The sequence below is a fragment of the Nocardioides furvisabuli genome (assembly GCF_021083185.1).
GTDB lineage: Bacteria > Actinomycetota > Actinomycetes > Propionibacteriales > Nocardioidaceae > Nocardioides > Nocardioides furvisabuli.
This window is the reverse complement of sequence record NZ_JAIGQB010000004.1, coordinates 379,745-403,038: the sequence shown is the minus strand read 5'-3', so window position 1 is coordinate 403,038 and position 23,294 is coordinate 379,745. Positions and strand designations below refer to the sequence as shown.

Below are 23,294 nucleotides of genomic sequence, written 5' to 3'. Positions count from 1 at the left end.
TGTAGCGCCAGCCGCCGCCGTCGGGGATGTTGCCGAACTTGGTGACGTCGACATGGATCAGCTCGCCGGGCCGCTCGCGCTCGTAGCGGCGTGCTGGCTCGCCAGTGACCCGGTCGATGTGAGTGAGTCGATTGAGCCGACACCGAACGAGCACCGCGTGCACGGTCGAGGCCGGCATGCCCAGCTTGGCTGCGATCGGGGCCGGTCCGAGTCGTTGCTTCCAGCGCAGGTGCACGATCTTGCGCACTACTGGCCGTGGTGTCTTCGCGTGCTGGATGTGGCGGGCCGAGGATCGGTCGTTCATCCCGACAGGTCCTTCGTCGCGGTAGCGCTGAGCCCACTTGTCCGCGGTGCGCCAGGTGACGTTGAAGAACTCGGCCGCTCGAGCCGGAGTCCAGCCGTCATCGACGATGAGCCGTGCCAGGCGGAGTCGGTGTTTCGGGGTCAAAGCCGCGTTAACGTGGGCCATGAAGGCCTCCCTCTGGAAGTGAAGTCCTAGACAGCTCCACTCCACACCGGGAGGCCTTCACCTATCTACGGCTCGCCGTGCCCGATCGCACAACGTGACTGGGCATCACAACTAGCCCAGGGCGGCACCGAGGAGCCAGCCGAGCGCGCAGGCCCCGACGGAGAGGACGGTCGTCGCGGCGACGTACGCCACCGCCGTACGAGCGGGTCGGGTCACCGACTGCACCGCGAACGACGAGAACGACGTGAAGCCGCCGCAGAAGCCGGAGCCGGCCAGGGCCCACCACGCCCCGCCGAGCGACAGCGCGGCGAAAGCCCCGAACAGGCCGGAGCCGACCACGTTGACCGCCAGCATGCCGACGGGGAACACGCCGTCGCGGCGGCTCAGGGCGTACCTCAACGGCGCGCCGACCGCCGCACCGAGGGCGACGAGGAGGGCTGTCATCCCGTGGCCTCCTCGGGCTCCGGCCGGTGGGCGGACCGCTGCCCCAGCGCAGCCGCGAGGAGCCCGGCGCCGAGGGTGACGGCGAGGTGGAGGCCGGCCAGAGCCGTGTGGCCGGTGGCGGCGAGCTCGCGCACCTGGCCGGCCCACGCCGACACGGTCGTGAAGCCGCCGAGGAGGCCGGGGCCCAGGAGCAGCGACCACCGGTGCGAGCGCCCGAGCGCCGCGACCACCGGGAGGACCCCCAGGGCGAAGGCGCCGACCACGTTGATGGCGAGCGTGGCCCACGGGAAGAGCGTGTCCCCGGCCGCGACGTCGATGCCGTGGCGCCCCGCAGCTCCCACGGCGCCGCCCGCTGCGACGATGAGCAGGTCGGCAGCGCGGAGGGGGCGGGGACTCACCCGACCCGACTGGTGGACGCGGGGCTCGCCCGGGGGAACCCGGTCCACGGCCGAGCGGTCGCACCGTCGAGCTGGTGGACGAGCTCGCCGAGCAGCCAGTTGTGGAAGGCGCGTTGCGCGGCGGTGCGCGCCATGGAGAGGAGGCGCTCGGCACGGCAGAAGGCGTCGGCGACGTCGAACATCTCGGTCATCGTCACGAAGATCGGGCCCGCCTCGCGCACCATCGGGAAGGCCACGTCGACCTGCGGCAGACCGCGCGACTCGGCGTCGCGGATCTGGCGGTGGAAGGACTCGGGGAACTGGCGCTCGAAGTTGGCGAACATCGAGGTGAGGTCGCCGGCGAGGGGGTAGTCGGACTGGTGCGACAGCGACAGCAGGCGCAGCTCGCGGCGCAGCTCGTGGTACTGCCGGTTGAGGGAGGAGTGGAGAGGTACGTCGACGCCGAGGAGGTGGACCTCGACGGCCGCCTCGCTGGTCGGCTCGGGTGCATCGGCGTGGTGCTGGTCGATCACCCACTCCGCGGAGCCCTCGTCGCTCACCTGCTCCGACGGCTCGAACCACACGATCTTGCTGTCGGACTCGATGGTCGCGCCCCAGGCGAGCGCGCACTGGGAGACGATCGCGAGGCCGCGCCCGAAGGTGAGCAGCAGGTCGAGGTCGTCGAGGTCGATCGGGGCCGGTGGCACCGGTGGTCTCGTCGAGCCGTCGACGACCTCGATGCGGGGATGGCTGGCGGTCCCGCGCACGCGCACCTTGTAGGGGGCCTCGCCGTGGAGGATCGCGTTGGCCACGAGCTCGGAGACACCCAGCTCGGCGCACTCGACGAGGTCCGGGCGCTCGAGCCGCCGACAGATGTCACTCACCCAGCGGCGCGCGTCGGCCGCGGCGCGCGGGGACGACGCCAGCGTCAACTCGGAGCTCAGCGGCACTGGGACTCAATTCGAGGGTGGTGGGTAGTCCAGTGGAGCCTGATTACCCGACCGTCGGATGGTTCAAACCTCGACAACACCATAGTTTCTCGCGACTCTGGGTAGTGGGTGTGAGCAACCAGACGCGCCCGGCGTTTCACGCTGGCGCGCGTGACGGTAGGACAATGGTGAACGACGTGACTGCACCTACGACCCCAGGAGCTCCCATGACCGCGACGCAGGCACCCCGCCACAAGGTGGTCGTGATCGGCTCCGGGTTCGGCGGACTGTTCGGAACCAAGGCGCTGAGGCGTGCCGACGTCGACGTCACGGTGATCGCCAAGACCACCCACCACCTCTTCCAGCCGCTGCTCTACCAGGTCGCGACGGGCATCCTGTCCGAGGGCGAGATCGCACCGCCCACCCGCGAGATCCTCAGCAGCCAGGACAACGCCAGCGTCATCCTCGGAGAGGTCACCGACATCGACCTCGAGGCCCGCACGGTCACCTCACAGGTCCTCGGGCGCGACACCGTCACGTCGTACGACTCACTGCTGGTCGCCGCCGGCGCCAGCCAGTCCTACTTCGGCAACGACCACTTCGCCGAGTTCGCCCCCGGCATGAAGAGCATCGACGACGCCCTCGAGCTGCGTGGCCGGATCTTCGGCGCCTTCGAGATGGCCGAGCTCGGGGCGACCCGCGGCGACGACGTCGACCACCTCCTCACCTTCGTCGTCGTCGGCGCCGGCCCGACCGGCGTGGAGATGGCCGGCCAGATCGCCGAGCTCGCGCACCGCACGCTCAACAAGGACTTCCGCGCGATCAACACCCGCACCGCCCGCATCGTCCTCGTCGACGCCGCCCCGCAGGTGCTGCCGCCCTTCGGCGCCAAGCTCGGCGAGAAGGCCAAGGCCGAGCTCGAGAAGCTCGGCGTGGAGGTCATGCTCGGCGGCATGGTCACCGAGGTCGACGAGCGCGGCCTCGAGGTGAAGTTCAAGGACGGCCACGTCGAGCGCATCAACTCGGTCGCCAAGATCTGGGCGGCCGGTGTGCAGGCCAACCCCATTGGCAAGACGCTCTCGGAGCAGACCGGCGCCCCGCTCGACCGCGCCGGCCGGATCGCGGTCAACCCCGACCTCACCCTGCCGGGCCACCCGGAGGTCTTCGTCGTCGGCGACATGATCGCCCTCGACAACCTCCCGGGGGTCGCGCAGGTCGCCATCCAGGGCGCCAAGTACGCCGCCAAGGAGATCAACAACCGCCTCGAGGGCAAGCAGCCGCAGGCGCCGTTCAAGTACTTCGACAAGGGCTCGATGGCGATCATCAGCCGCTTCCGCGCCGTCGCGATGGTCGGCAAGTTGCGGATCACCGGCGTCGTGGCCTGGCTGATGTGGCTCGGCGTGCACCTCGTCTACCTCACCGGGTTCAAGAACCAGGTCTCGGCGCTGATGCGGTGGGCAATCACGTTCATCAGCAACAACCGCTCCGAGCGCACCACGACCGAGCAGCAGATCTTCGCCCGTGCCGCGCTGGCCCGGCTGCGGCGTGGCGCGGCCGACCTGGTCTCCGACCCGGGCATCTACGACGCCACGCGCGCGATGATGGAGGAGACGCGCCGTCAGGAGCTCGAGGCCGCCGCCCAGCGTGAGGCCGAGCTCACCGACTCCGGCGTACGAGGCGTGTCCGAGGCCCGCTGAGCCGCGTCGGGTCGGGCGAGGTCCACGAGTCTGCGGATTCGCCCCACCGGCGTGCGCCGGTTCGCCCACACTGGTCCGTGACCTGACCGGCCGACGGACGGACACCTGATGATGAAGCTCTCCTGGCGCGCACTCGCGTCGGCTGCAGCCGTCTGCGGCATCGCCGCCACGCTGGCCGGCGCCCCGCAGCCGGCGGCGGATGCCGCACGCGCGACCGAGCGGACCTTCCGCGTGGCCCCGCTGGGCATGACGGCCGACCTGCCCAACCCGCTGCGCGGGCAGTACCGCTGGCTCGGCGCCGAGCCGACGCCCGCGACCGTCACGTCCAACGACGTCTACTACCGCGACCAGGTCTACTGGGGTCGGATCGAGAAGGCCGACAACGCCTGGGACTTCTCCTGGATCGACTCCGGCCTCGCCGAGGCAGGCGCGCGCGGCGGCAGGTTCGGCTTCCGCGTCATGGCCTACTGCCCGGGCTGCTGGATGGGGACCCGCGCGGACCTGCCGCCCGTCACCCCGGCCTTCGTGCCGCGGCAGGCGGGCAGCGACGTACCGGACTGGAACTCCCCGACCTTCGTGGCGCAGTGGCGCGAGCTGATGGCCGAGCTCGGCCGCCGCTACGGCGACGACCCGCGGTTGGGCTACGTCGACGTCGGCGGCTACGGCGCCTACGGCGAGTGGCACGTGTGGGAGGGCGAGCGGGTCTCCGACGCCAACGGCCTCGCGCTGGTCGATGCCGTCGCCTCGGCCTTCCCTGACACTCACGTCCTGCTCAACACGATGACGCCGGTGCCCTTCACGCTGAAGGCGCTGCGCAACCATCGCAACCTCGGCCTGCGCACCGACAGCCTCGGCTGCCCGGACATGTACTCCACGGTGCCGGGCGACAGGCGTCTGCAGTCGGTGTGGAGGACTCGGCCGTTCTTCTCCGAGTGGTGCACCCGCGCCGACCCGGTCCTGGGCGCCCAGCAGGTCCGTCGCTTCCACATCTCGACCCTGTCCTCGGGGAACATGCCGTGGCGCGGCACCGAGCTCACCGGTCGCCAGCGCACGGCGTACGCCACTGCGCTCGCGACCGCCGGCTACCGGATCAAGATCCGCTCGCTCACCCTGCCCGACGTCCTCGACGCCGGACGCAAGGTCGAGGTCCGGACGGCCTGGACCAACCAGGGCGCCGCCCCGACGTACGACGCCTGGGACGTGCGCCTCACCTTCGTGCATGCCGCCACCGGACGGAGGGTCACCCGGTCGCTCGGCAGGCCCCTGGAAGGGCTGGTGGACACCGCCGCACGGAGCAGGAAGATCAGCACGAAGGGCATGAAGGCGGGGAGGTACGACGTCCACCTCGCCGTCGTGGACCCGTCGGGCTACTCCGCGCCGATGCACCTGGCCAACGCCGGTCGCACCGCCGCCGGCACCTACCGCGTCGGGGCGGTCAGGGTCCGCTGAGGCCCGGAGCCGGAGGACACCACTGCGACGACGAGGCGGGCTTGACCAACCCGTGCGGTTGACCGTTCTTGCGACGCAAATTGGGTATAAGAGCCAGTTTCATCTAGATCTGGTCAAGTTTGCTCGCAGCCGGTGTTAGCGTACACCGGTACCTGTCGAGACCTCCCGGGCGACGTGAGCGCTGTGTGCGCCGTTGCGCTGGGAGGGGGTGAGTGCCAGGACCGCGGCCTCGAGCGCGCGAGTCCTGAGGACGAGCGAGGGCGCCTTCCTGGTGCCTCGGATGCGTCCCGGGGGGCACGTCACCACGGTCCACGACACCGCTACGCAACCGATAGCAACTTGGAGAACAACCCCCTATGAGATCCCATGCCACTGACGCGCGCCCGGCGCGCCCCACGATGGTGTTCGCACTGCTGGCCGCCCTCGTCGCCGCAGTGCTCGCCGTCCTGCCCCATGTCGTCGCCAGCGCTGCCCCGGCCGCCGAGCGGAAGGCCGCGAACAAGGCGCCTGCCTCGTCGTACGGCATCTGGCCCACGTCCGCCGTCCCCACGGAGCGGAAGTCCAAGCGGGCGAAGGGTGTCTCGCTGGGCCTGGTGTTCAGCAGCGCCGAGGATGGCCGCTTGTACGGCGTGCAGTACTACGCCGCCGGAGCCAACCGTCGCGCCACGACCGGTGCCGTGTGGAACGCCGCCGGGCGGCGCCTCGCATCGGTCACGTTTCCCAAGGCCTCGCGCAACGGTTGGAAGACCGCGCTGCTCAGCTCACCGGTGAAGGTCCGGGCCGACAAGCGGTACACCGTCTCCTACCGTGCACCCAAGGGCCGTCACGCGAAGCAGCCCAAGGTCTTCGGGAGCGGCAAGAAGGTGTCGAACAAGCACCTGACCGCCCACCGGGGCACCTACACCTACCGGGCGGGTCGCCCCACCAAGTCCTGGCGGGGCTCGCACTACTTCGTCGACGTCCTCTTCGCCGAGAAGGGCACGGGCACGGGCACGACGCCCACGCCCTCCACCACGCCCACGCCCACGACGACGACGCCGACGACGACCACGACGTCCGGCGCGTGCGTCAAGCCCGACGTGTCCAACACCGGGCCCAGCGGGACGCTGACCGCCTACGCCGGCTCCTCCTACGTGACCACCGCCGGCACGGTGATCGAGAACAAGACGATCAACGGCGACCTGATCATCGCCGCCGACAACGTGACCCTCCGCAACTCGGTCGTCACCGGAGCCCTCGGGGTCACGGAGCGCAGCGGGATTCGGATCAGCAACGTCAAGATGCGTGAGTTCGGGATCTCCTCGGCCACTGACGTGGTGCTCGACAGGTCCGAGATCACCGGCTCCATCTCCGATGGCATGCACGTCACCTCCGACGGCAACCAGATGAACCGGGACATCGTCATCACCAACAACCTGGTCCACAACCCCCGACCCGGCGCGGGATCGCACTACGACGGCCTGCAGGTGCGTGGCGTGAACGGGCTGGACCTGGTGTGCAACAACTTCGACCTCGGCCCGGCTCAGTTCGAGTACAACGCAGCGCTCTACCTGGAGCCCGCGAACGGTGGGCACTCCGGTGTGGTGGTCGACAACAACTGGCTGTCCGGTGGCGGCTACATCTTCCACTACGGCGCCGACAACGACGGCGCCACGCGGCTGACCAACAACCACTTCGGCGGTGACCCCTACTGGGGTCCGAACGCGGTGTGCCACACCTCAGGTGCCAGGCCCGCCGTCCAGACCGGCAACGACCTGCGAGGTGCTGCATTCACTCCTTGCTCCCCCTGACCGGACGGTGGGCATGACGCCGGGTCGTGCGGGCTCCTCGCCCGCACGGCCCGGTGTGCATTCCGGGCCGGTTCCGAGGGGCATCGCCGTTGCGCTTCCAGCCAGTAGGCCTCCAGGGGCTCGAACCCTGAACCAACGGATTAAAAGTCCGCTGCTCTACCCATTGAGCTAGAGGCCCGGGACTTCCGCGTATTCAACCGCTTAACCCTCCACGGAAGCCTCCACTAAAGGACCCTAGTGGTTGCTGGCCGGGGCGGCTGAACTCGGCCGGTGCTCGTGCTGGGTATCGGCAAGTGTCAGCGGTGGCTGGAGGGGGCGTTGGGCATGCCCGGCGGTGGCGGGCACGGCGCAGGCCGTTGCCCGACCCAACATCTGGTACGGGAAGCGATGGGGGTCACCCACACTAAGAAGGCATCGGGTCGAAGCCCGGGTCCCTGAGCCTTGTCGCATCGAGTCACTCCAAGGACCGCCGTCGCAGGGTGCCGCCGCCCTTCGGCCCGTGGCACAAGAACAACCAACCCGCCTCGCCTGTCGGCGCGTTCGGGCAGGATGAACCGAACCACCGCCAGCAACACATCAGGAGTCGAATCAGTGAGCAACTTGGGCAACTTCGTTTGGTCGATCGCCGACCAGTTGCGAGGCGTCTACCGCCCGAACCAGTACGGCAGCGTCATCCTGCCCATGACGATCCTGCGACGCCTCGACTGCATCCTGGGGGATTCACGCGACGAGGTACGTGCGCTAGCCGAGCAGCAGAAGAACTCGGAACTTCTTGCCGTGATGGTCAAGGCGAAGCACGGACTCAACTTCTACAACACTTCCCGGTGGGACTTGAAGAAGTTGGTGGCTGACCCCGATGGTCTGGCTGCGAACCTGGTCGACTACCTCTCCCGCTTCTCGTCCAACATCGACGTCTTCGAGCGATTCAAGTTCGAGAACGAGATCGCCAACCTGGACGAGAAGAACCGACTACTGCTGGTGGTCAAGAAGTTCTCCGAGATCGACCTCCACCCCGACACGGTCTCAAACGCGGAGATGGGTGACCTGTTCGAGGAACTCATCCGGAAGTTCGCGGAAGCGTCCAACGAGACGGCCGGTGAGCACTTCACTCCCCGCGACGCGATCCGGCTCATGGTCGATCTTCTCTTCGCCGAGGACACCGACAGCCTGCGCGAGCCCGGCATCGTGCGATCCATCTACGACCCGACCGCTGGCACCGGCGGGATGCTCTCGGTAGCCGAGGATCACCTGCTCGACCTCAACCCGGACGCCCGGCTCGCATTGTTCGGCCAGGAAATCAACGACCAGTCGTACGCGATCTGCAAGTCCGACATGATCGCCAAGGGCCAGGACGCCACGAACGTCCGGCTCGGCGACACGCTGGCCAACGACCTGTTCTACGATCGCACCTTCGACTTCTGCCTCTCCAACCCGCCCTACGGCGTCGACTGGAAGGCGTCAGAGCCGGACGTGAAGGCCGACCACAATCGAGGCGACCGCTTCGGTGCCGGTCTCCCGAAGATCGGAGACGGCCAGATGCTCTTCCTTCAGCACATCGTTTCCAAGATGCGGCCCATGCACGAGGGCGGAGGCCGGGCTGGGATCGTCCTCAACGGCTCACCGCTGTTCAACGGGGCTGCCGGGTCCGGCGAGTCCGAGATCCGCAAGCATCTGCTGGAGTCCGACCTGGTCGACGCGATCGTGGCACTCCCGACCAACATGTTCTACAACACTGGCATCTCCACCTACATCTGGATCCTCGACAACACCAAAAAGCCTGAACGAGTAGGCAAGGTCCAGTTGATCGACGGATCCGACTTCTACACGAAGATGCGGAAGAACCTCGGCGACAAGTCCCGGGAGGTTTCCGAGAGTGACCGCGCCAAGATCGCGCACCTCTACCAGGACTTCGAGAACGCGGGGAAGTCGAAGGTTCTCGCGAACACCGACTTCGGCTACTACACGATCACCGTCGAGCGTCCGCTGCGCCTCCGGTTCGACCTGACGTTCGAGAGCGTCGACGCCTTCGTCCAGGAGGCCGACGCCTCAACCAGGGGCCCACTCTTCACAGTCAACCCCGAGACGCTCCGCAAGGTACTGACCGGACTTGTGGGGGTGACCTACATGGACCGTGCCGAGTTCCTCAAGGACCTCAGCGCTCAGGCCAAGCAGCACGGCGTGAAGTACGGCGCACCCCAGATCAAGGCCATCTGGACGGGTCTCGGCGTGCGGGACGAGAACGCGGTCGAGTGCGTGGACGCCAAGGGAAACTTCGAGCCCGACGTCTCGCTACGCGACTCTGAGAACATCCCGTTCGGCTGGGCCGAGGGTGGCGAAGACGGCGACAGCGAGTGGGGCCGCGACAACCGCGATGCTCTCGTGAAGACCTACTTCGAGGTCGAGGTCAAGCCGCACGTTCCCGATGCCTGGATTGACGAGTCGAAGACGAAGGTTGGCTACGAGATCCCGTTCACCCGACACTTCTACGTCTACGAACCGCCCCGGTCATTCGACGAAATCGACGCGGACCTCAACGTCCTCGTCAAGGAGATCATCGACCTGTTGCAGGAGGTCGAGGCGTGACCTGGCATGAACAACGAGTGCGGGAGATGGCAGATCTCATAAACGGATTCCCCTTTGACTCCGCCACCTTCGCCGACCAAGGTGACGTTCCGTTGGTTCGCATCCGTGACATCCTGAGCAATCAGTTCCAGACTTTTCTTCCGGCTGAGAGCGTGCCGGAGTCTGTGCTCCTTCGGAACGGTGACGTGGTCATCGGCATGGACGGCGACTTCAACACGATCCACTGGGTGCGAGGTCCGGCCGCCTTGAACCAACGACTTTGTTGCTTGCGATCCAACGGACGTTCCGATTCCCGCTTTCTGGCGTACGCACTTCCCGCGCACCTGAAGGTCATCAACGACCTCACCTACGCGACCACGGTCAAGCATTTGTCGTCTGGGCAGGTCAAGGGCATTCGACTCCTTGCGCCCGACCTCGACGAGCAACGCGCCATCGCCGACTACCTCGACCGCGAGACAGCGCAGATCGACGCGCTCATCGCGAAACAACAGCGGCTGATCCAGGTGCTGCGCGACCGACGCGTGAGCGTGCTCGATGGAATCGCCCGCGAAGCCGGAGAACCAACCACACGGCTGAAGTACCTGTATCGGGAGTCGGGGATCGCAAATCACCCTGGCGAAGAGGTGCTGTCCGTCTATCGCGACTACGGAGTTATCCCGAAGTCGTCCCGCTCCGACAACTTCAACAGGACACCGGAGAACGTTGAGCGGTACCTGCTTGTACAGCCAGGGGACCTCGTCATCAACCGCATGAAGGCATGGCAGGGCTCCCTGGGCGTCTCCCAACACCGAGGCATCGTGAGCGGCGACTACGAGGTCTTGCGACCGATCGGGGATCAACTGCTTCCTGAGTTTGCGCATCTCTATCTGCGGTCGGCTCGAATGGTCGAGCAGTACAAGATCCGTTCGACCGGAATCCGTCCCTCCCAGTGGCGCATCTACTGGGCCCAAACGGGAATGCTAGAAGTGCCCGTGCCGGACATGGCTGTGCAGCACGCGCTCGTCACACGAGCGTCCGAACAGACCTCGAAGGTCGACACGCTCATCGCCAAGGCGGAGCAGTTCATAGAACTCGCCCTTGAACGCCGTTCGGCGCTCATCACCGCGGCCGTGACCGGCCAGATCGAGGTACGGGGAGAGGTGGTTTGACGTGGCCCAGCACAACGAGCACCCCTTCGAGAGCGAACTCTGCGAGCACCTCGCCGACAACGGCTGGCTCTACTCGACAAACAGCACCGGCTACGACAAGGAGCGCGCACTCTTCCCCGAGGATGTCTTCGGATGGCTGGAGGACGTCTACCCCGACGAGTTCGCCAAGGTCGTCAAGGTCGGAACCACGCAGGAGGCGAGCCAGCGTGCGGCGCTCCTGGACCGGATCGTCAAGGTCCTCGACACGCCGCTCGATAGTGCTGGCGGCACGCTCTACGTTCTCCGCAAGGAGATTAAGCACCTGTCGGCGAAGTTCCGTATGTGCGAGTTCAAGCCGGAGACGACGCTCAACAAGGCAACCGTTGCCCGGTACGACAGGGTCCGTGTCCGGGTCATGCGGCAGGTCTACTACTCGACCGCGAACAAGCGGTCGGTCGACTTGGTGCTCTTCATCAACGGTCTGCCTGTCGCCACGTGCGAACTGAAGACCGACTTCACTCAGTCGGTGCAGGAGGCCATCAAGCAGTACAAGACGACGCGCCTGCCTCGCGAGGCGGGTCACGAAGAGCCGCTATTCGGCTTCGGGAACCGCGCGCTCGTTCACTTCGCCGTCTCGAACGACGAAGTGTGGATGACCACGCACTTGCAGGGCGATGACACGTTCTTCCTGCCGTTCAACCGCGGCTTCGACGGCGGAGCCGGAAACCCGCCCAACGAGAAGGGCTCTGCTGCCTCCTACCTATGGGAGCAGGTCTTCCAGCGCGACGCGTGGCTGAACATCCTGGGCAAGTTCATGCACGTCGAAGTCGAGAAGAAGAAGGACCCAATCACCGGCCAGGTGTCGAAGAAGACGACGTTGTTGTTCCCGCGCTACCACCAGTGGGATGTCGTCACGCGGCTCACCTCGGCAGCAGTGACGGAAGGACCCGGACACAAGTATCTGGTGCAGCACTCAGCCGGGTCCGGCAAGTCGAACTCGATCGCGTGGACCGCCCACCGACTCGCACGACTCCATGCCGCCAACAACGACAAGATCTTCGACAGCGTCATCGTGGTCACCGACCGCACGGTGCTGGACGGGCAGTTGCAGGAGACCATCCGCCAGGTCGACTCCGCCGACGGGGTCTTCCAGGCCATCACAAGCAAGGAAGCCGTCCGTCAAGGCGAAAAGACCAAGTCAGCACTGCTGGCCACGCACCTCCTGAACGGCACTCTCGTCATCGCCGTGACAATCCAGACGTTCCCGTTTGCGTTGGACGCGATCCAGACGAAGAAGGGGCTCGCTGGCAAGAAGTTCGCGGTGATCGCCGATGAGGCGCACTCCTCGCAGACCGGGACCGCAGCCTCGAAGTTGAAGCAGGTCCTCTCCGCCGAAGAGATCAAGGACCTGGAGGACGGCGGCGAGATCGACACCGAGGCGGTGCTAGCCGCGGAGATGACGGCACGTGCCGACAACTCCAATATCTCCTACTTCGCGTTCACGGCCACGCCGAAGGGCAAAACCCTGGAACTGTTCGGCCGCGCCCCGGCCGAGGGCGAGACGCCGGTCCCGTTCCACGTCTACACGATGCAGCAGGCCATCGAAGAAGGCTTCATCCTTGACGTCCTGAAGGGCTACCACGAGTACGAGACCGCCTTCCAGATCGCACAGAAGGTCAAAGACGGCAAGGGCGGAGAAGACGGCGAGGAGAAACTGGTCGACGAGTCGGCCGCGACCCGTGGCCTCATGCGCTGGGTCAAGTTGCACCAGACGAACATCGGTCAGAAGGTGCAGATCATCGTCGAACACTTCCGCGACAACGTCGAAGGGCTCCTTGACGGGCACGCCAAGGCGATGGTCGTGACCGACTCACGCAAGGCCGCGGTGCGCTACAAGAAGGCAATTGACGCCTACATCAAGAAGCACGGATACGACGAGATCGGCACGCTCGTCGCGTTCTCTGGATCGGTAGACGACCCCGAGACCGGGCCGGAACCCTTCACTGAAGGAAACATGAACCCTGGCGTAAACGACCTGCGCGCGGCGTTCAAGAAGCCCGAGTACAAAGTCATGCTCGTGGCTAACAAGTTCCAAACCGGCTTCGACCAGCCCCTCCTGTGCGCGATGTATGTCGACAAGCAGTTGTCCGGCGTCACCGCAGTCCAGACCCTGTCTCGTCTCAACCGCATGTATCGCGGCAAGGACGAGGTGTTCATCCTCGACTTCGTCAACACCGCCGAAGAGATTCAGTCGGCGTTCCAGCCGTACTACCGCGACGCCCACCTGGAGACATCCACCGACCCCAACCTCGTCCACGACGTGATGGCCAAGGTGGACGTCGCCGCGATCTACACCGCTACCGAGATCGACCAGTGCGCCGATGCCTGGGTGAAGCGCAAGGGCAACAACGCACTGAGTGCCGCCCTGAAACCCGCGAAGGATCGGTTCAAGCAGCGGTATCAGACAGCCCTCGCCCAGGACGACAAGGCCGCGATCGAGGAACTCGACATGTTCCGCAAGGACGTCGGGACCTTCGTCCGTCTCTACGACTTCATGAGCCAAATCATCGATTACGGCGACACCGACCTGGAGAAGCACGCGATTTTCTTGCGGCTGCTCGAACGGCTCATCCAGCCGAGCAACTACACCGCAGAGGTTGACCTCTCCGACGTGACCCTCGTCAATAGCAAGCAGATCGATAAGGGCAAGAAGTCGGTCACCCTCGGCGACAAGCAAGGCCTACGCGGCATCACTGCCGCCGGGTCGGGCGCCAAGAAGGACCCGAAGATGGTGCTGCTCGAAGAAGCCATCCGGAAGTTGAACGACCTGTTCGGCGACGAGGACTTTACCGCTGCTGAAGAGCAGGCGTGGATCGAAGGCCTCGTGACGGCCCTGCTCGCAGATGACACGCTCCTGGCTCAGGCCAAGGCCAATGGCAAGAAGCAGTTTTTGGAGAGCCCCGACCTCGGCCAGGCCGTCGTCATGGCCGTCCTAGGCAACCAGACCAGCCACAACAAGATGGCCGACAAGTTCATCGCGGGCGGACAGGTCCAGAAGGTCCTCGTGGAGGTGCTTGGCGGACTGGTGCACCTCTACGCAAAGGACGAAAAGTAGTGGGACCAGCGGTCGACGTCGTCAGCGGAGACCTGCGGGCCACGATCAACAGCCTGCTGCGCAGGCACGGTTGCCCGCCCAAGACCGACTATTACGCCACGGCGACCGGCCTCGTCCTGCCGCAGCCCGAAGTGATCGCTGAGGGCGTAGCGTGAGCATGCCCGACGCCGATCCACAGCCGGGCGAGGTGTACCTCGCTAGCCCTGCGACCTCGACGACCGGGGACGCGCACGGGTCGCACGCCCGTCCTGCTGGGGTGGTTGAACGCACCAAGAACGTCGCGCACTGCCTAACCCGCACGAAGAATCCCGAACGCGACGCCCGCACACTGGAGTCTCCTGCGGACAAGCACAACGTTCCCTGCATGACTCTCGACGCGCATTGGCAGGACCGGTATCAACGGCCAGTCGCCAAACGATTCTGGGGAACACGCGACTTCGAGTATTCTGGCAGGCTTTCCGACGAGGCGCGGGACGCACTGCTGGACTTCTGGCACACCACGACACTCCTCGGACGGAGGAACCTCTGAATGGCGCACACGCACATCCCTACTCCGCAGGTCACGGTCAGCGATGACCTGTGGAAGGACGGGCTGAGCGACGCCGCACCGCGAGTGGGCGACCTGTTCGTAGTTGGGTACGACGGCGAGGATTACGGACTGGTACTGATCGTCGCCGTCCGCGACGGTCATGTCGTCATCTGGCCGGTGACGGATGAGTCCTTGCCGACATCGGACACATGCATCCGCTTGGAAGCGGATTGGCTCGATCGCCCCCTTGTTTGCTGGCCCGAGGCCGAGGCGGGCATTTCGTTCGCCACCCTGGCTCGTCGGCTCGGCCCGGTCCTGGAGGACCGAGCCGCGATCGGGATTTATCACTACGTCCGCGGGGGAGACCTGCCCGATGGCGTCTCGGCATATGAGGAACCGGAGACTGACACGGAGTTCCAGGACGCACTGGCGATGGTGTGCAAGTTCGCGGCCGACCTGTCGGACCACGACAGCCTGGACAGCGGTTCCGGTCTCGGGCTCCTCCGCGAGGCGTTCCGCGACAAGTGGGGCCTGAAGGCGGCCGACATCCATCACGTCCTACACACCCCTGCTCCAAAGATCGCCGCCGACATTTTTTACGGCCGATGCCTCCTCAACTTGGAGGAGGCGCGCACCATCGCCAGCCACTGGAACGCACCATTGGACCTCGTGTGGACCGAGCCAACGGGAGCACTCGTGTTTGCGCTCAAACAGCCGACGCTCAAGAACCGCATCGTGTCGCTAGCGGCGAAGACCGCGACCAGCGAGAACGACATTCGCTGCAAAGTGTGGTCCGAGGTACAGCAGATGGCGGCTCGACAGTCCGACTCCGGCAGCAGTCAAGCGCTCGACTCGAAGATCCAACACGTCATCGAACAACTAGAAGCCTCAATCTAGGGACACCATGGCCGGACTCCCACGGGCCACGTACGACGAGTGGCGAAGCCCCACCGTGCTCGGTCGAGCAGTGGAACACCTGTGCGAAGGCCTCGCTGACAATCACCCGGCCGCAATGCCGACGTTGCGCGCCGCACCGCTGGTCGCCCTGCATGCCATCCAGGGGCTCACGGTCGAACAGACAACTGCCGCCCGCTCGTCTGTGTGTCCGATTGATGGCATCTATGACGCCGTGACCGCGACCATCAGGTACCGCCATTTCGGCAACGCCCGCGATGACTTCACGCTCCTGCATGAACTCGCCCATCACCTCCTCGCGCAGGATGAGGACTGGTGCTTCGAAGTGCGGCCAGCCCTGGCAAAGAGTGGCGGCGAGATTGAGGAGAGGATTGCCAGCGCCTTCGCCGCCGCCATCCTTATCGAGCCTGCCGACGCCGAAGGAGCCTTCCGCCTTGGCGTGACTGGCAGTTCTCTACGCGATCTCGTCGAACGATCCCGGGCCTCGGCAAGCGCGGTACTCATGCGCTCGCTTGAAGAGCCCGGCCATCGGCTCGTAATGATTACCTCGCTCGCAGGAAGTGTGATGTTCGCCCAGACAACCGGCGAGCCCTACGCGCCAGGCCGCGGCATCAGCCAACCTGGCGTCCTCGACTTGATCGAGCGAGCGCGGCTTAACTCTGACCGCCGGGCACGTAAGGACGGCGGAATCGGCATTCTGTACGCAACTGGCAAGACGAATCCGCATGTACGGCTGGACGTTGCCCTCGGCGGGGGCTATGCCTACGTCGTCGCCACGCCCCTTGCTGTAGACCTCCGCATCAACACTGGAAGCGACGACCCCACCGAGTGGTACCACACCTGTGTCCAAGGCTGCGGGCATACCTTTGCCCGCAGTGAGGCGGACTCGACATGCCCCGAGTGCACCGAACCGCGGTGCCCCCGCTGCAACGGCTGCGAATGTCAGCGCGAGGTCTACTGCAGCGCGTGCTTTATGTCTCTCCCCACTGCCCGCGCCCGCACCGGCGCCACGGTATGCGAGGACTGCGAGTAAGCGTCGCCCTGCCGCTCCTCATGTGCGCTCTGCTCCGCACGCTCAAGCACGCTTGCGCCGTGTTTCGAGGTTGCTCTGCCTCCTGCCTAACGTCCTGGTGCGGTGATTTCACTGACCGAGCATGCTCCCCAAGCGCTTCTTCCGCTTGGCGACGGACTTGCGGGGTTCCTGCATGGTGAGGAACGTGTAGAGGGCAGTTGCACTGGGTCGTCCGGACGCTTCGACGGCGGCGTCGATGCCCTGGCTCTCGCGGATTGCCTTGAGTCGCCAGCGCAGGATGCTGTGGGGTTCTGGGCGGTGGGGGCCCTTGCCGATGCCGAGGTCGATCATGGCGCGCGCGAGGTTCGTGCACACTGCCGCGGCGGCCTGCGGGTTGTTGCTCGCGCCGTCTGTGTAGTACGCGATGGGCCTGTCGGAGGCGTCGCCGTGCATCCTCACGTGCTCGGAGAGCGTGAGCGACATGACATGTGTCGCCCATGGCGCGAGTGGTCGCGTCCGTGGGCCGACGTCATTCCCGTTTCCGCAGAACGCGATGGTGTGGGGCCTTTCATGGTTGTCGAAGTCGGCCAGGGCGACGTGCTCGATCTCGCTGGTAGTTGCACCGACCTCGACGAGGACGTATTGAGAGGCGTTGCGAGCCCCCGCGCCACCCTTGAGTGCTCGACGCAGGGCTTCGAGACGAAGGAGCAGGACTTCGACCCCGTCAAGGTGGCGTCGTTTGTTGGTGCTCCGGCCGACGACCGAAGGCAGCCCCGCCAACAGGACTGCGGCGTCCTCTCTGCGGTGGAGCGCCGCGCTCAACAGCAGCACGTGGATGGTGTGACGGGCGGTGTTGATGTGCACGGCGGACTCTCGGTCGGTGTAGGCCGTCAGCGAGGTCACGTGCGCCCACTCCTTGATGATCTCGCTGGCCTTCTCTCCAAGTTCGCCGATAGTGCCGACGTCTGCCGCGTCGCACTGATCAGCGAGTTCGGCGATGTACCGCTCGATGCCGGTGTCTTCAGCCAGGTCGTAGGTGTCCCACAGCGCCTCGGCCGCTTCGATGGCCTCGTCAACCGACAGACTCAGGTCGAGCGTCGGGCGGCGGGTGGTGCGTGGCTTCATGGTCGTGCTCCTCTGGACGGTATGGACGTTGCGGAGGAGGTATCGGCATGATCCGCGGCCGGTGGCACACCCCGCGAGCGGCCGAACCCTGCGGCGACCCGGTGCCGGGCAGTTGGCCCACCGAGGGGCAGGTGTGCGCAGACAAGCGGGACCCGCGGGTCGCGAAACGGCCGTTGGGGAGATCGGACGCCGTCGATGACGCAGTCCCCGGGGCGGGCAGGAGCGAGAGGTGCAGGGCCGGGCCGCGTTCCGGCCGGCGCAGAACTTTCTGGCCGACCGGGCTAGACGGGTGCAGGTCCGCCCCCGGGGTCCTCGTCGAAGGATTGAGCCTGGCGCTGGGCGCCGACGCGGCCGCTGTCACACCATTCGCACGTCAGCGCTGCCCGAGCAAGTGGGCGGCCAGTCGGGGCCCGGTTTGAGGACTACGTCCTTGAGAAGGCAGACAAAGGTACCGAGCCCCAGACGGCAATCGCAGGCGGCCTGTGGCGCCTCGACGACTAGCCAAACGAGCACTTCGTCACCATCAACTAAGACGGCGAGCCGGTCGATCAGAGCGGCCATGGGAGCGCCGCTGACATGGCCGAGTCGCGCAACCCGTCATATCCCGTCGCCCGGCTGTGAGACGGCTCAGAGTCCAGCGAGGTACCCCCCGCGTGTCGGTCGGTCGGACCACGGCGGTGATCCGCTCGGTGGCGCGCCGCCCAAGCCTCAAACGCGGTCCGATTGCCTGCTGTTGGCGTCTCGCTACGTAACGGCCTTGTCGCGCGCGTACGCCTCCCCGCGGTGTACCAGGCCTGCACGGACCGGTGAACCGGTTCAGTCGTCGTCGGTGCAGAGCAGGTAGCGGTAGTAGGTCACCGAGTTAGCGAGCATCGCAGCGGCAAGGTGGTCGACTTCCTGTCCTTCTGCGTCGCCGCGCATGGCGCGCTTGTGCTGGCCCAGGGTCTTCTGGAACCACTGGTTGAAACTCTCTGTGATGCTGCGAAGCCCATGGATGGGGCCGAATGTCTCCACTGCGTACCGGGGCACCGGACGTAGTTCTCGCAGTGCCTTGCTGATGCCCTTGCTGGCACGCCCTGTGCGGCCTGCTGCGGGCTGCCAGTGTGTCGTGAACTCATGACGGCTTTCGGCAGCATGCGAGCAGGCGAGGTGCCAGGTGATTGGCAGCGACCAAAGGTCGTTAGGGCCGGGTCGCGGCTTGGCCTCGATGGCCGTCGCGGCCTGCGGTCGCTTCCACCAGACGCCGTCGTCGCTGAGGAAGCAATCGAACAGTGCTCCATCATCGACCCAGAGATGGTGTTGGCCCGGGCACGTCGCGAGGCTTTCGGGCAGGGGGAGCGGATAGAACTGGCTGTTGACTCGCTCGTGCGACTTTGTGGTCCGGTAGATGCAGGTTCCCAGCGGGAGCGACTGCCCGGTTTCGAATCGCTCGACGGCGATTCGCTTCCCTATCCGCCACGGCTTGAAGGCCTGCCCGTCGACGAAGAACGGGGCGAATCCATCTCGGGCCACCGGCTTGTTGATCACCATCACTCTGCGAGTGGCCATGAGGTCTTGGATGGCCCATCCGGTGAGCACGCGGTCCCACACGACCGTGTGAACGGTGTACTTCGCCAGATCCAACAGCCGGTCCAGGAGGTCCATGGTCGGATGAATCTCACCGCCCGTCGCGTGGGCGGTCCCCAAGACGATCCAGCCGTAATCCGTCCATGTGGACAACGTGACGTGGTTGATGCCTCGCGCGGTCTTGTCGTCAGGCTCGGGGTCGGTGAACTGCTCTTGAAAGCGCGCCCGGCAAGGGTCGGCGGCGGTGCTGCCGATAGGCACCTTCTCTCCGGTGATTGGGTCCATCTGGAGCAGAACGTCGCTCATGGGGTCGATGAAGGTGCCATCTCCAAAGACGAGGTGGTGATAGTCGGGGGTGGTCCAGTCCACGGGGGCGTGGTCGTCGGAGAAGTTGCCGAGGAAGCGGGCGGTCCCGTACCCGACCTGCGTGAGGCGGTCCTGGATCGCGGCCCAGCGCAGCCTGCTGGCCGGATGGTCGTCAGCCAAACGCCACACGAACCGGTCCATGGTGTCCTCTGAGGGTGGCGCCGCGGGAAGGTCGATGTCCAGGCCCAGTCCCTCGCGGTAGAGATCGCACACTTCCTCCCATGTGCCCGGCCTCCCGAGTTCGGCGGCGAGGGCGCGCTGGCTCGTGCAGATGCGTGAGCAGATGACGAGCGCGAAGAGGAGCAGGTCCGGATAGGAAGATGTCCGCCCGGGCTTGCCGGGCCGAAGGGCGGGTGCCTCATCGACATGAAGCGTTCCAGGGAGCAAGTCTTGAAAGTCGTACAACCCCGGGTAGGTGAAGACCGCCTCCATTCGCTGCCAGCGGCTGCCGACGGGGTGACGACGGGCGTTGGCTGCGCCGGTCGCGCTCTTGGCGGAATGGGCTTTGGTCGTTCGCTTTGACATGGCAGGTGCCGCCAGCAAGGACCCTCCTCGCTCCCAACGACAGGCTGGGTATCGGCACGATCGCGGCCGATGCGGGCCCCAGAAGGCCCTCGGAGTGGCTGGTCGCCGTGGTCGGCATTCGCGGGCCGGTCCTGCCGCATCTTGAGCCGACGGAACTGCCCATCGACGCGTAGGCGCCGCGACCCGGTTCCCTACCCGCTGTCGTGGGAATCCAAGGTGCCCTATCCGCGGGCCTCCCCGCCTCCGCTGTGGTCCTCTTGAGCGCGCGGCCCTAGGGCAACGACCTCGATCAGGGCCACCAGCCGCAGGGATGCGACGACGTCCGCGCCGGACCCTTCAGCGTCTCTACATGCGCAGCGACCTAGGGCCCGACGGTGGCGAATGGTCGGCGACTCTCCGACACCGTAAATGCCCGCTATACAGCGGCTCTCCGGCTGGCGTTCCGAGCATGAAGGTCGCCCGTTCCGGCTCTGGTGCGGACCTAGCGACGGCCGACAGATCGGTCTTACCGTCGCGGTATGACGGTGCCCAAAGCGTCAGAGAACGTCCCGCCCGGAGACCTGCTCTCGCAGGTCGAGGACGCCATCGGCGCCTGGCGAGACAGCGGCGACTTCACCGATCAGACCTTGCTCCGAAGCGAGGAAACCGTCCTGCGGTTCGCCCGCCGGTTGAGCGCCCAGAACGTTGCCACAGCAGCAGACATCACCCCAACGCACTGTCAGGGCTTCCTCGATGCCATGACGCGCGAGGGTCGACCACCGGAACTCTCGACACGCCATGCACGCAGGGTCGCGCTACGAATGCTGTTTCGCTCCTGGCGGGACCTCAACATTCCGGTGCATGACCCTACCCTCGACCTCGACCTCCCCCCGCGCACCAGTCGGGCCGCCCGACCACTGACCGATGCCGAGATCACCTTGGGTCGTACCGCGACCCGTCTTGGCAACGCGGGCAGCGCCTCCCTACAACGTGCCGTTGCCTGGTCACTAGCCGAAGCCACCGCGGTCACCAGCGAGGTGTCCACGATCCGCATCTGCGACCTGGATGACCCCGCGGAGCCGCGCTACGTCGACCTCCCTGGCACGCGCCGCGTCGACGCACGGGTCGGTGAACTCACAGAGTGGGGCAACGCCGTCATCAAGCGCCAAGTCGCGCTCCTACGCGAGCGTCGGCTCAACAGCGCAACCCTGCTCACCTACCGCGGCAACGGAGCACCGGGCCAGCACGTGGCTCAAGCCGCCGTCTGCAACGCCATCTCTGCAGTACTCGCGGACGCCGGTCTCAACCACGAACCAGACGTGCGACCCGCCAGCGTCCGTAACTGGGCCGCCCGCCGCCTGTACGACGCAGGAATGCCGCTCGACCGCGTCGCGGTCCGTCTCGGGGCCCGATCGCTCGACTCGGCTGCCGAAGACATCGCGCTGGAATGGCGGAGCCAGCGATGAGCCCACAACGCCGCTACGCCGGGACCCTCCCACGCATCCGTGCCGTCTTGTCGCACCGTGCCATCTACGAGATCGGCGGCGAACTTCAGCCGGAGAGCGCAGTTGGCCGCCCACCTGCTCATCCCGCATACGTGCTGCTCATTTTCGCCACACTGGCCCGCATCATGCGCTCCACCATCCGCGTCGAAACCGACCTCATGGACCCCGACACGTGGCGGCTGATCCGCGGCCTGATGGTGAACACCCTCGAACGCGAAGGCTTGGATCTGCCAGAGCCTGGACTCCACCCACCTGCCTGGCATCACTGGCGCCGCCTGCGCGACGACCACCTGGCCACCGAGGAAGGCCTCGCTCACATCGCACGGCTGCACCTGCCACGAGCCGTCGACCTGGCGCAGAGGCTCGATCTCCTCACCCCTCGCGGTCCGTCGAGCCTCACCCATCCGGGCGCCGAACGCGCCATCTACGGTGACGGCACGATCGTCCGACCGATCTACCGCCCACCAGAGACCGTGAAGATCACCGGCGACGACGGCGCGGAGACGACCTGGTTCATCAACCCTCACACGAAGGAACCTCAAGAGGCTCCGCCACATCGCTACGACGCGGACATCGCCCGCCATGAAGGCCACGCCGGGCCCGCCCTCGGCCACGGCTACGTGGCCTGGCACACCCGCGCCAAGCGACCGTACGGGCGCGTGATGCTCCACCTCGGACACATCGACCATCCCGGCGGAGAAGCCGCGACCGCTGTCGCGCTGTTGCGTGACATTCACCGAGTCGCCGGCCAGGCCATCCAGATCGTTATCTATGACGGAGCCTTCCGCGGAATCCACCTCGACGAGATCATGCGGGACTTCGGCTACCTCGCGATCGCCAAGCAACCCACCTTCAGCGACGAAGAACTCGCCACCACCACCCTGGTGCGCACCAGCGACGGTCGCCGGGTCCGGAGCATGCCTCTAGGAGTGGTCACTCACGTAACGATCAACGGCGAATGCCACCACACCCTCGCCGCCATCAACGGCGCGGTCGCTCAACTCGACCTCGACGAGACCGGGGATCCAGTCGTGGTGTCCTACCCGGCCCGAGGAGCGATCAAGCGTGCCCGGCGCAGCCATGGGCAGTTCCACTTCAACATCGGCTACCGAGTCGCCTGCGTCCACGGAGACTTCGACACTTGGCTCACACCACACTCCCGCGGACCGGGCGACAGCCGCCCCGAGGCACTCCGGGCCTTCCCCGATGGGGACCCCGACACCCCGCGCCTACGTGGCCTTCGCAGCGACGCCGAGTCAGCGCACAGTGGCTTCAAACGCACCCTCATCACAGAGCGCGCCATGGCGCTGGGGTGGCGTCGCGGGCTGCTGGAGTACTACTGCTACGCCTGGTACAGCAACGCGATGGCAGACCAGGCCGGGCGAGTGGCGGCGCAGGCGAAGGGGAGTCACACTGAAGGGGCGATGCTGAGGACCGTGCACGGCACATGAGTTCTCTCGCCGCTAGGGGGCTCGGCGTCGCTGGGATGGCCGTCGGAGACGCATGGTGTCGCGGCCTCGTCGAGAGAGGCCGTAGCGTCTCCGTGCTCAACCTGGGGGCTGCAGGGGATCGTTCGCTTCAAGAAATCGCCAGGAGCCGACGACTTCGGCGAAAACATCAGGCGCGGATCATGGGGCGGCCTCCCGAAGGCCAGGTCACCGTTGTCGTGCGCCTGCCCGAGTGGCGGCCGACAGACGCGAGGGGTTACACCCAGACCGACAGACTCCTGACCGTCGATGTCACTTTGACGCCCCGACGGCCACGACGTTCCAGCGAGCGGCATCTCCGCCGG

At 66.2% G+C, this 23,294-nt stretch carries 18 protein-coding genes and 1 tRNA gene; 12 read left to right on the top strand and 7 right to left on the bottom strand.

Annotated features, from left to right (window positions below; all coding sequences use genetic code 11):
- The 4 genes from K4G59_RS11050 to K4G59_RS11035 form a co-directional block, all read right to left on the bottom strand.
- On the bottom strand, positions 1 to 469 hold a 469-nt coding region (locus K4G59_RS11050; RefSeq protein WP_231251077.1), incomplete at its 3' end, for a helix-turn-helix domain-containing protein.
- A gap of 111 nt (positions 470 to 580) precedes the next feature.
- A complete protein-coding gene (locus tag K4G59_RS11045; protein WP_231251075.1) occupies positions 581 to 913 on the bottom strand; it encodes a fluoride efflux transporter FluC in 333 nt (110 codons plus the stop codon).
- Complete coding sequence (locus tag K4G59_RS11040; protein ID WP_231251073.1) at positions 910 to 1,311, bottom strand: FluC/FEX family fluoride channel; 402 nt, start codon at positions 1,309 to 1,311, stop codon at positions 910 to 912. Before K4G59_RS11040 ends, K4G59_RS11045 begins: the two co-directional genes overlap by 4 nt.
- A complete protein-coding gene (locus K4G59_RS11035) occupies positions 1,308 to 2,240 on the bottom strand; it encodes an ATP-binding protein (RefSeq protein WP_231251071.1) in 933 nt (310 codons plus the stop codon). The genes K4G59_RS11040 and K4G59_RS11035 overlap by 4 nt, the downstream gene beginning before the upstream one ends.
- Positions 2,241 to 2,446: 206 nt before the next feature.
- Here K4G59_RS11035 and K4G59_RS11030 point away from each other — a divergent pair, with 206 nt between their 5' ends.
- The 3 genes from K4G59_RS11030 to K4G59_RS11020 all read left to right on the top strand — a co-directional run bounded on the left by K4G59_RS11030 (position 2,447) and on the right by K4G59_RS11020 (position 7,155).
- The gene (locus K4G59_RS11030; RefSeq protein ID WP_231251070.1) at positions 2,447 to 3,916 is read left to right on the top strand and encodes an NAD(P)/FAD-dependent oxidoreductase; all 1,470 of its coding nucleotides are present in this window, start codon (positions 2,447 to 2,449) and stop codon (positions 3,914 to 3,916) included.
- A gap of 108 nt (positions 3,917 to 4,024) precedes the next feature.
- Entirely contained in the window at positions 4,025 to 5,365 is a 1,341-nt protein-coding gene (locus tag K4G59_RS11025; RefSeq protein ID WP_231251068.1) for a DUF4832 domain-containing protein, read from the top strand.
- 356 nt (positions 5,366 to 5,721) lie between these two features.
- A complete protein-coding gene (locus K4G59_RS11020) occupies positions 5,722 to 7,155 on the top strand; it encodes a DUF4082 domain-containing protein (protein ID WP_231251066.1) in 1,434 nt (477 codons plus the stop codon).
- 105 nt (positions 7,156 to 7,260) lie between these two features.
- Here K4G59_RS11020 and K4G59_RS11015 read toward each other — a convergent pair.
- Positions 7,261 to 7,333 (bottom strand) — tRNA-Lys (locus K4G59_RS11015).
- Positions 7,334 to 7,746: 413 nt separating this feature from the next.
- On the opposite strand from K4G59_RS11015, the gene K4G59_RS11010 reads away from it, so the two are divergent.
- Genes K4G59_RS11010 through K4G59_RS10980 form a run of 7 tightly spaced genes read left to right on the top strand, consistent with a single transcriptional unit; the run spans position 7,747 to position 16,457 of the window.
- Positions 7,747 to 9,738: a type I restriction-modification system subunit M gene (locus K4G59_RS11010; RefSeq protein ID WP_231251064.1), complete on the top strand. Its 1,992-nt coding sequence runs from the start codon at positions 7,747 to 7,749 to the stop codon at positions 9,736 to 9,738.
- Positions 9,735 to 10,886 (top strand): restriction endonuclease subunit S, encoded by a 1,152-nt coding sequence (locus K4G59_RS11005; protein ID WP_231251062.1) that lies wholly within the window; start codon positions 9,735 to 9,737, stop codon positions 10,884 to 10,886. Before K4G59_RS11010 ends, K4G59_RS11005 begins: the two co-directional genes overlap by 4 nt.
- 1 nt (position 10,887) lies before the next feature.
- Entirely contained in the window at positions 10,888 to 13,980 is a 3,093-nt protein-coding gene (locus tag K4G59_RS11000) for a type I restriction endonuclease subunit R (protein ID WP_231251060.1), read from the top strand.
- Positions 13,980 to 14,135 carry a hypothetical protein gene (locus K4G59_RS10995; RefSeq protein ID WP_231251059.1) on the top strand — a complete coding sequence of 52 codons (156 nt, stop codon included), beginning with the start codon at positions 13,980 to 13,982 and terminating at the stop codon, positions 14,133 to 14,135. Before K4G59_RS11000 ends, K4G59_RS10995 begins: the two co-directional genes overlap by 1 nt.
- Positions 14,132 to 14,509, top strand: a complete 378-nt coding sequence (locus K4G59_RS10990; RefSeq protein WP_231251057.1) for a hypothetical protein — start codon at positions 14,132 to 14,134, stop codon at positions 14,507 to 14,509. The genes K4G59_RS10995 and K4G59_RS10990 overlap by 4 nt, the downstream gene beginning before the upstream one ends.
- A complete protein-coding gene (locus tag K4G59_RS10985; RefSeq protein ID WP_231251056.1) occupies positions 14,510 to 15,406 on the top strand; it encodes a hypothetical protein in 897 nt (298 codons plus the stop codon).
- 7 nt (positions 15,407 to 15,413) lie between these two features.
- A complete protein-coding gene (locus tag K4G59_RS10980; protein ID WP_231251054.1) occupies positions 15,414 to 16,457 on the top strand; it encodes an ImmA/IrrE family metallo-endopeptidase in 1,044 nt (347 codons plus the stop codon).
- A 108-nt stretch (positions 16,458 to 16,565) separates the two neighbouring features.
- Here the strand turns inward: K4G59_RS10980 and K4G59_RS10975 are convergent, their stop codons facing one another.
- Together K4G59_RS10975 and K4G59_RS10970 are read right to left on the bottom strand one after the other, a co-directional pair.
- Entirely contained in the window at positions 16,566 to 17,561 is a 996-nt protein-coding gene (locus K4G59_RS10975; protein WP_231251052.1) for a hypothetical protein, read from the bottom strand.
- 816 nt (positions 17,562 to 18,377) lie between these two features.
- Positions 18,378 to 20,036, bottom strand: coding sequence for a hypothetical protein (locus K4G59_RS10970; protein ID WP_231251051.1), 1,659 nt, complete (start codon positions 20,034 to 20,036; stop codon positions 18,378 to 18,380).
- A 500-nt stretch (positions 20,037 to 20,536) separates the two neighbouring features.
- On the opposite strand from K4G59_RS10970, the gene K4G59_RS10965 reads away from it, so the two are divergent.
- Together K4G59_RS10965 and K4G59_RS10960 are read left to right on the top strand one after the other, a co-directional pair.
- Positions 20,537 to 21,463 carry a site-specific integrase gene (locus K4G59_RS10965; protein ID WP_231251049.1) on the top strand — a complete coding sequence of 309 codons (927 nt, stop codon included), beginning with the start codon at positions 20,537 to 20,539 and terminating at the stop codon, positions 21,461 to 21,463.
- Complete coding sequence (locus K4G59_RS10960; RefSeq protein WP_231251048.1) at positions 21,460 to 22,953, top strand: hypothetical protein; 1,494 nt, start codon at positions 21,460 to 21,462, stop codon at positions 22,951 to 22,953. The genes K4G59_RS10965 and K4G59_RS10960 overlap by 4 nt, the downstream gene beginning before the upstream one ends.
- Positions 22,954 to 23,294 lie beyond the last annotated feature (341 nt).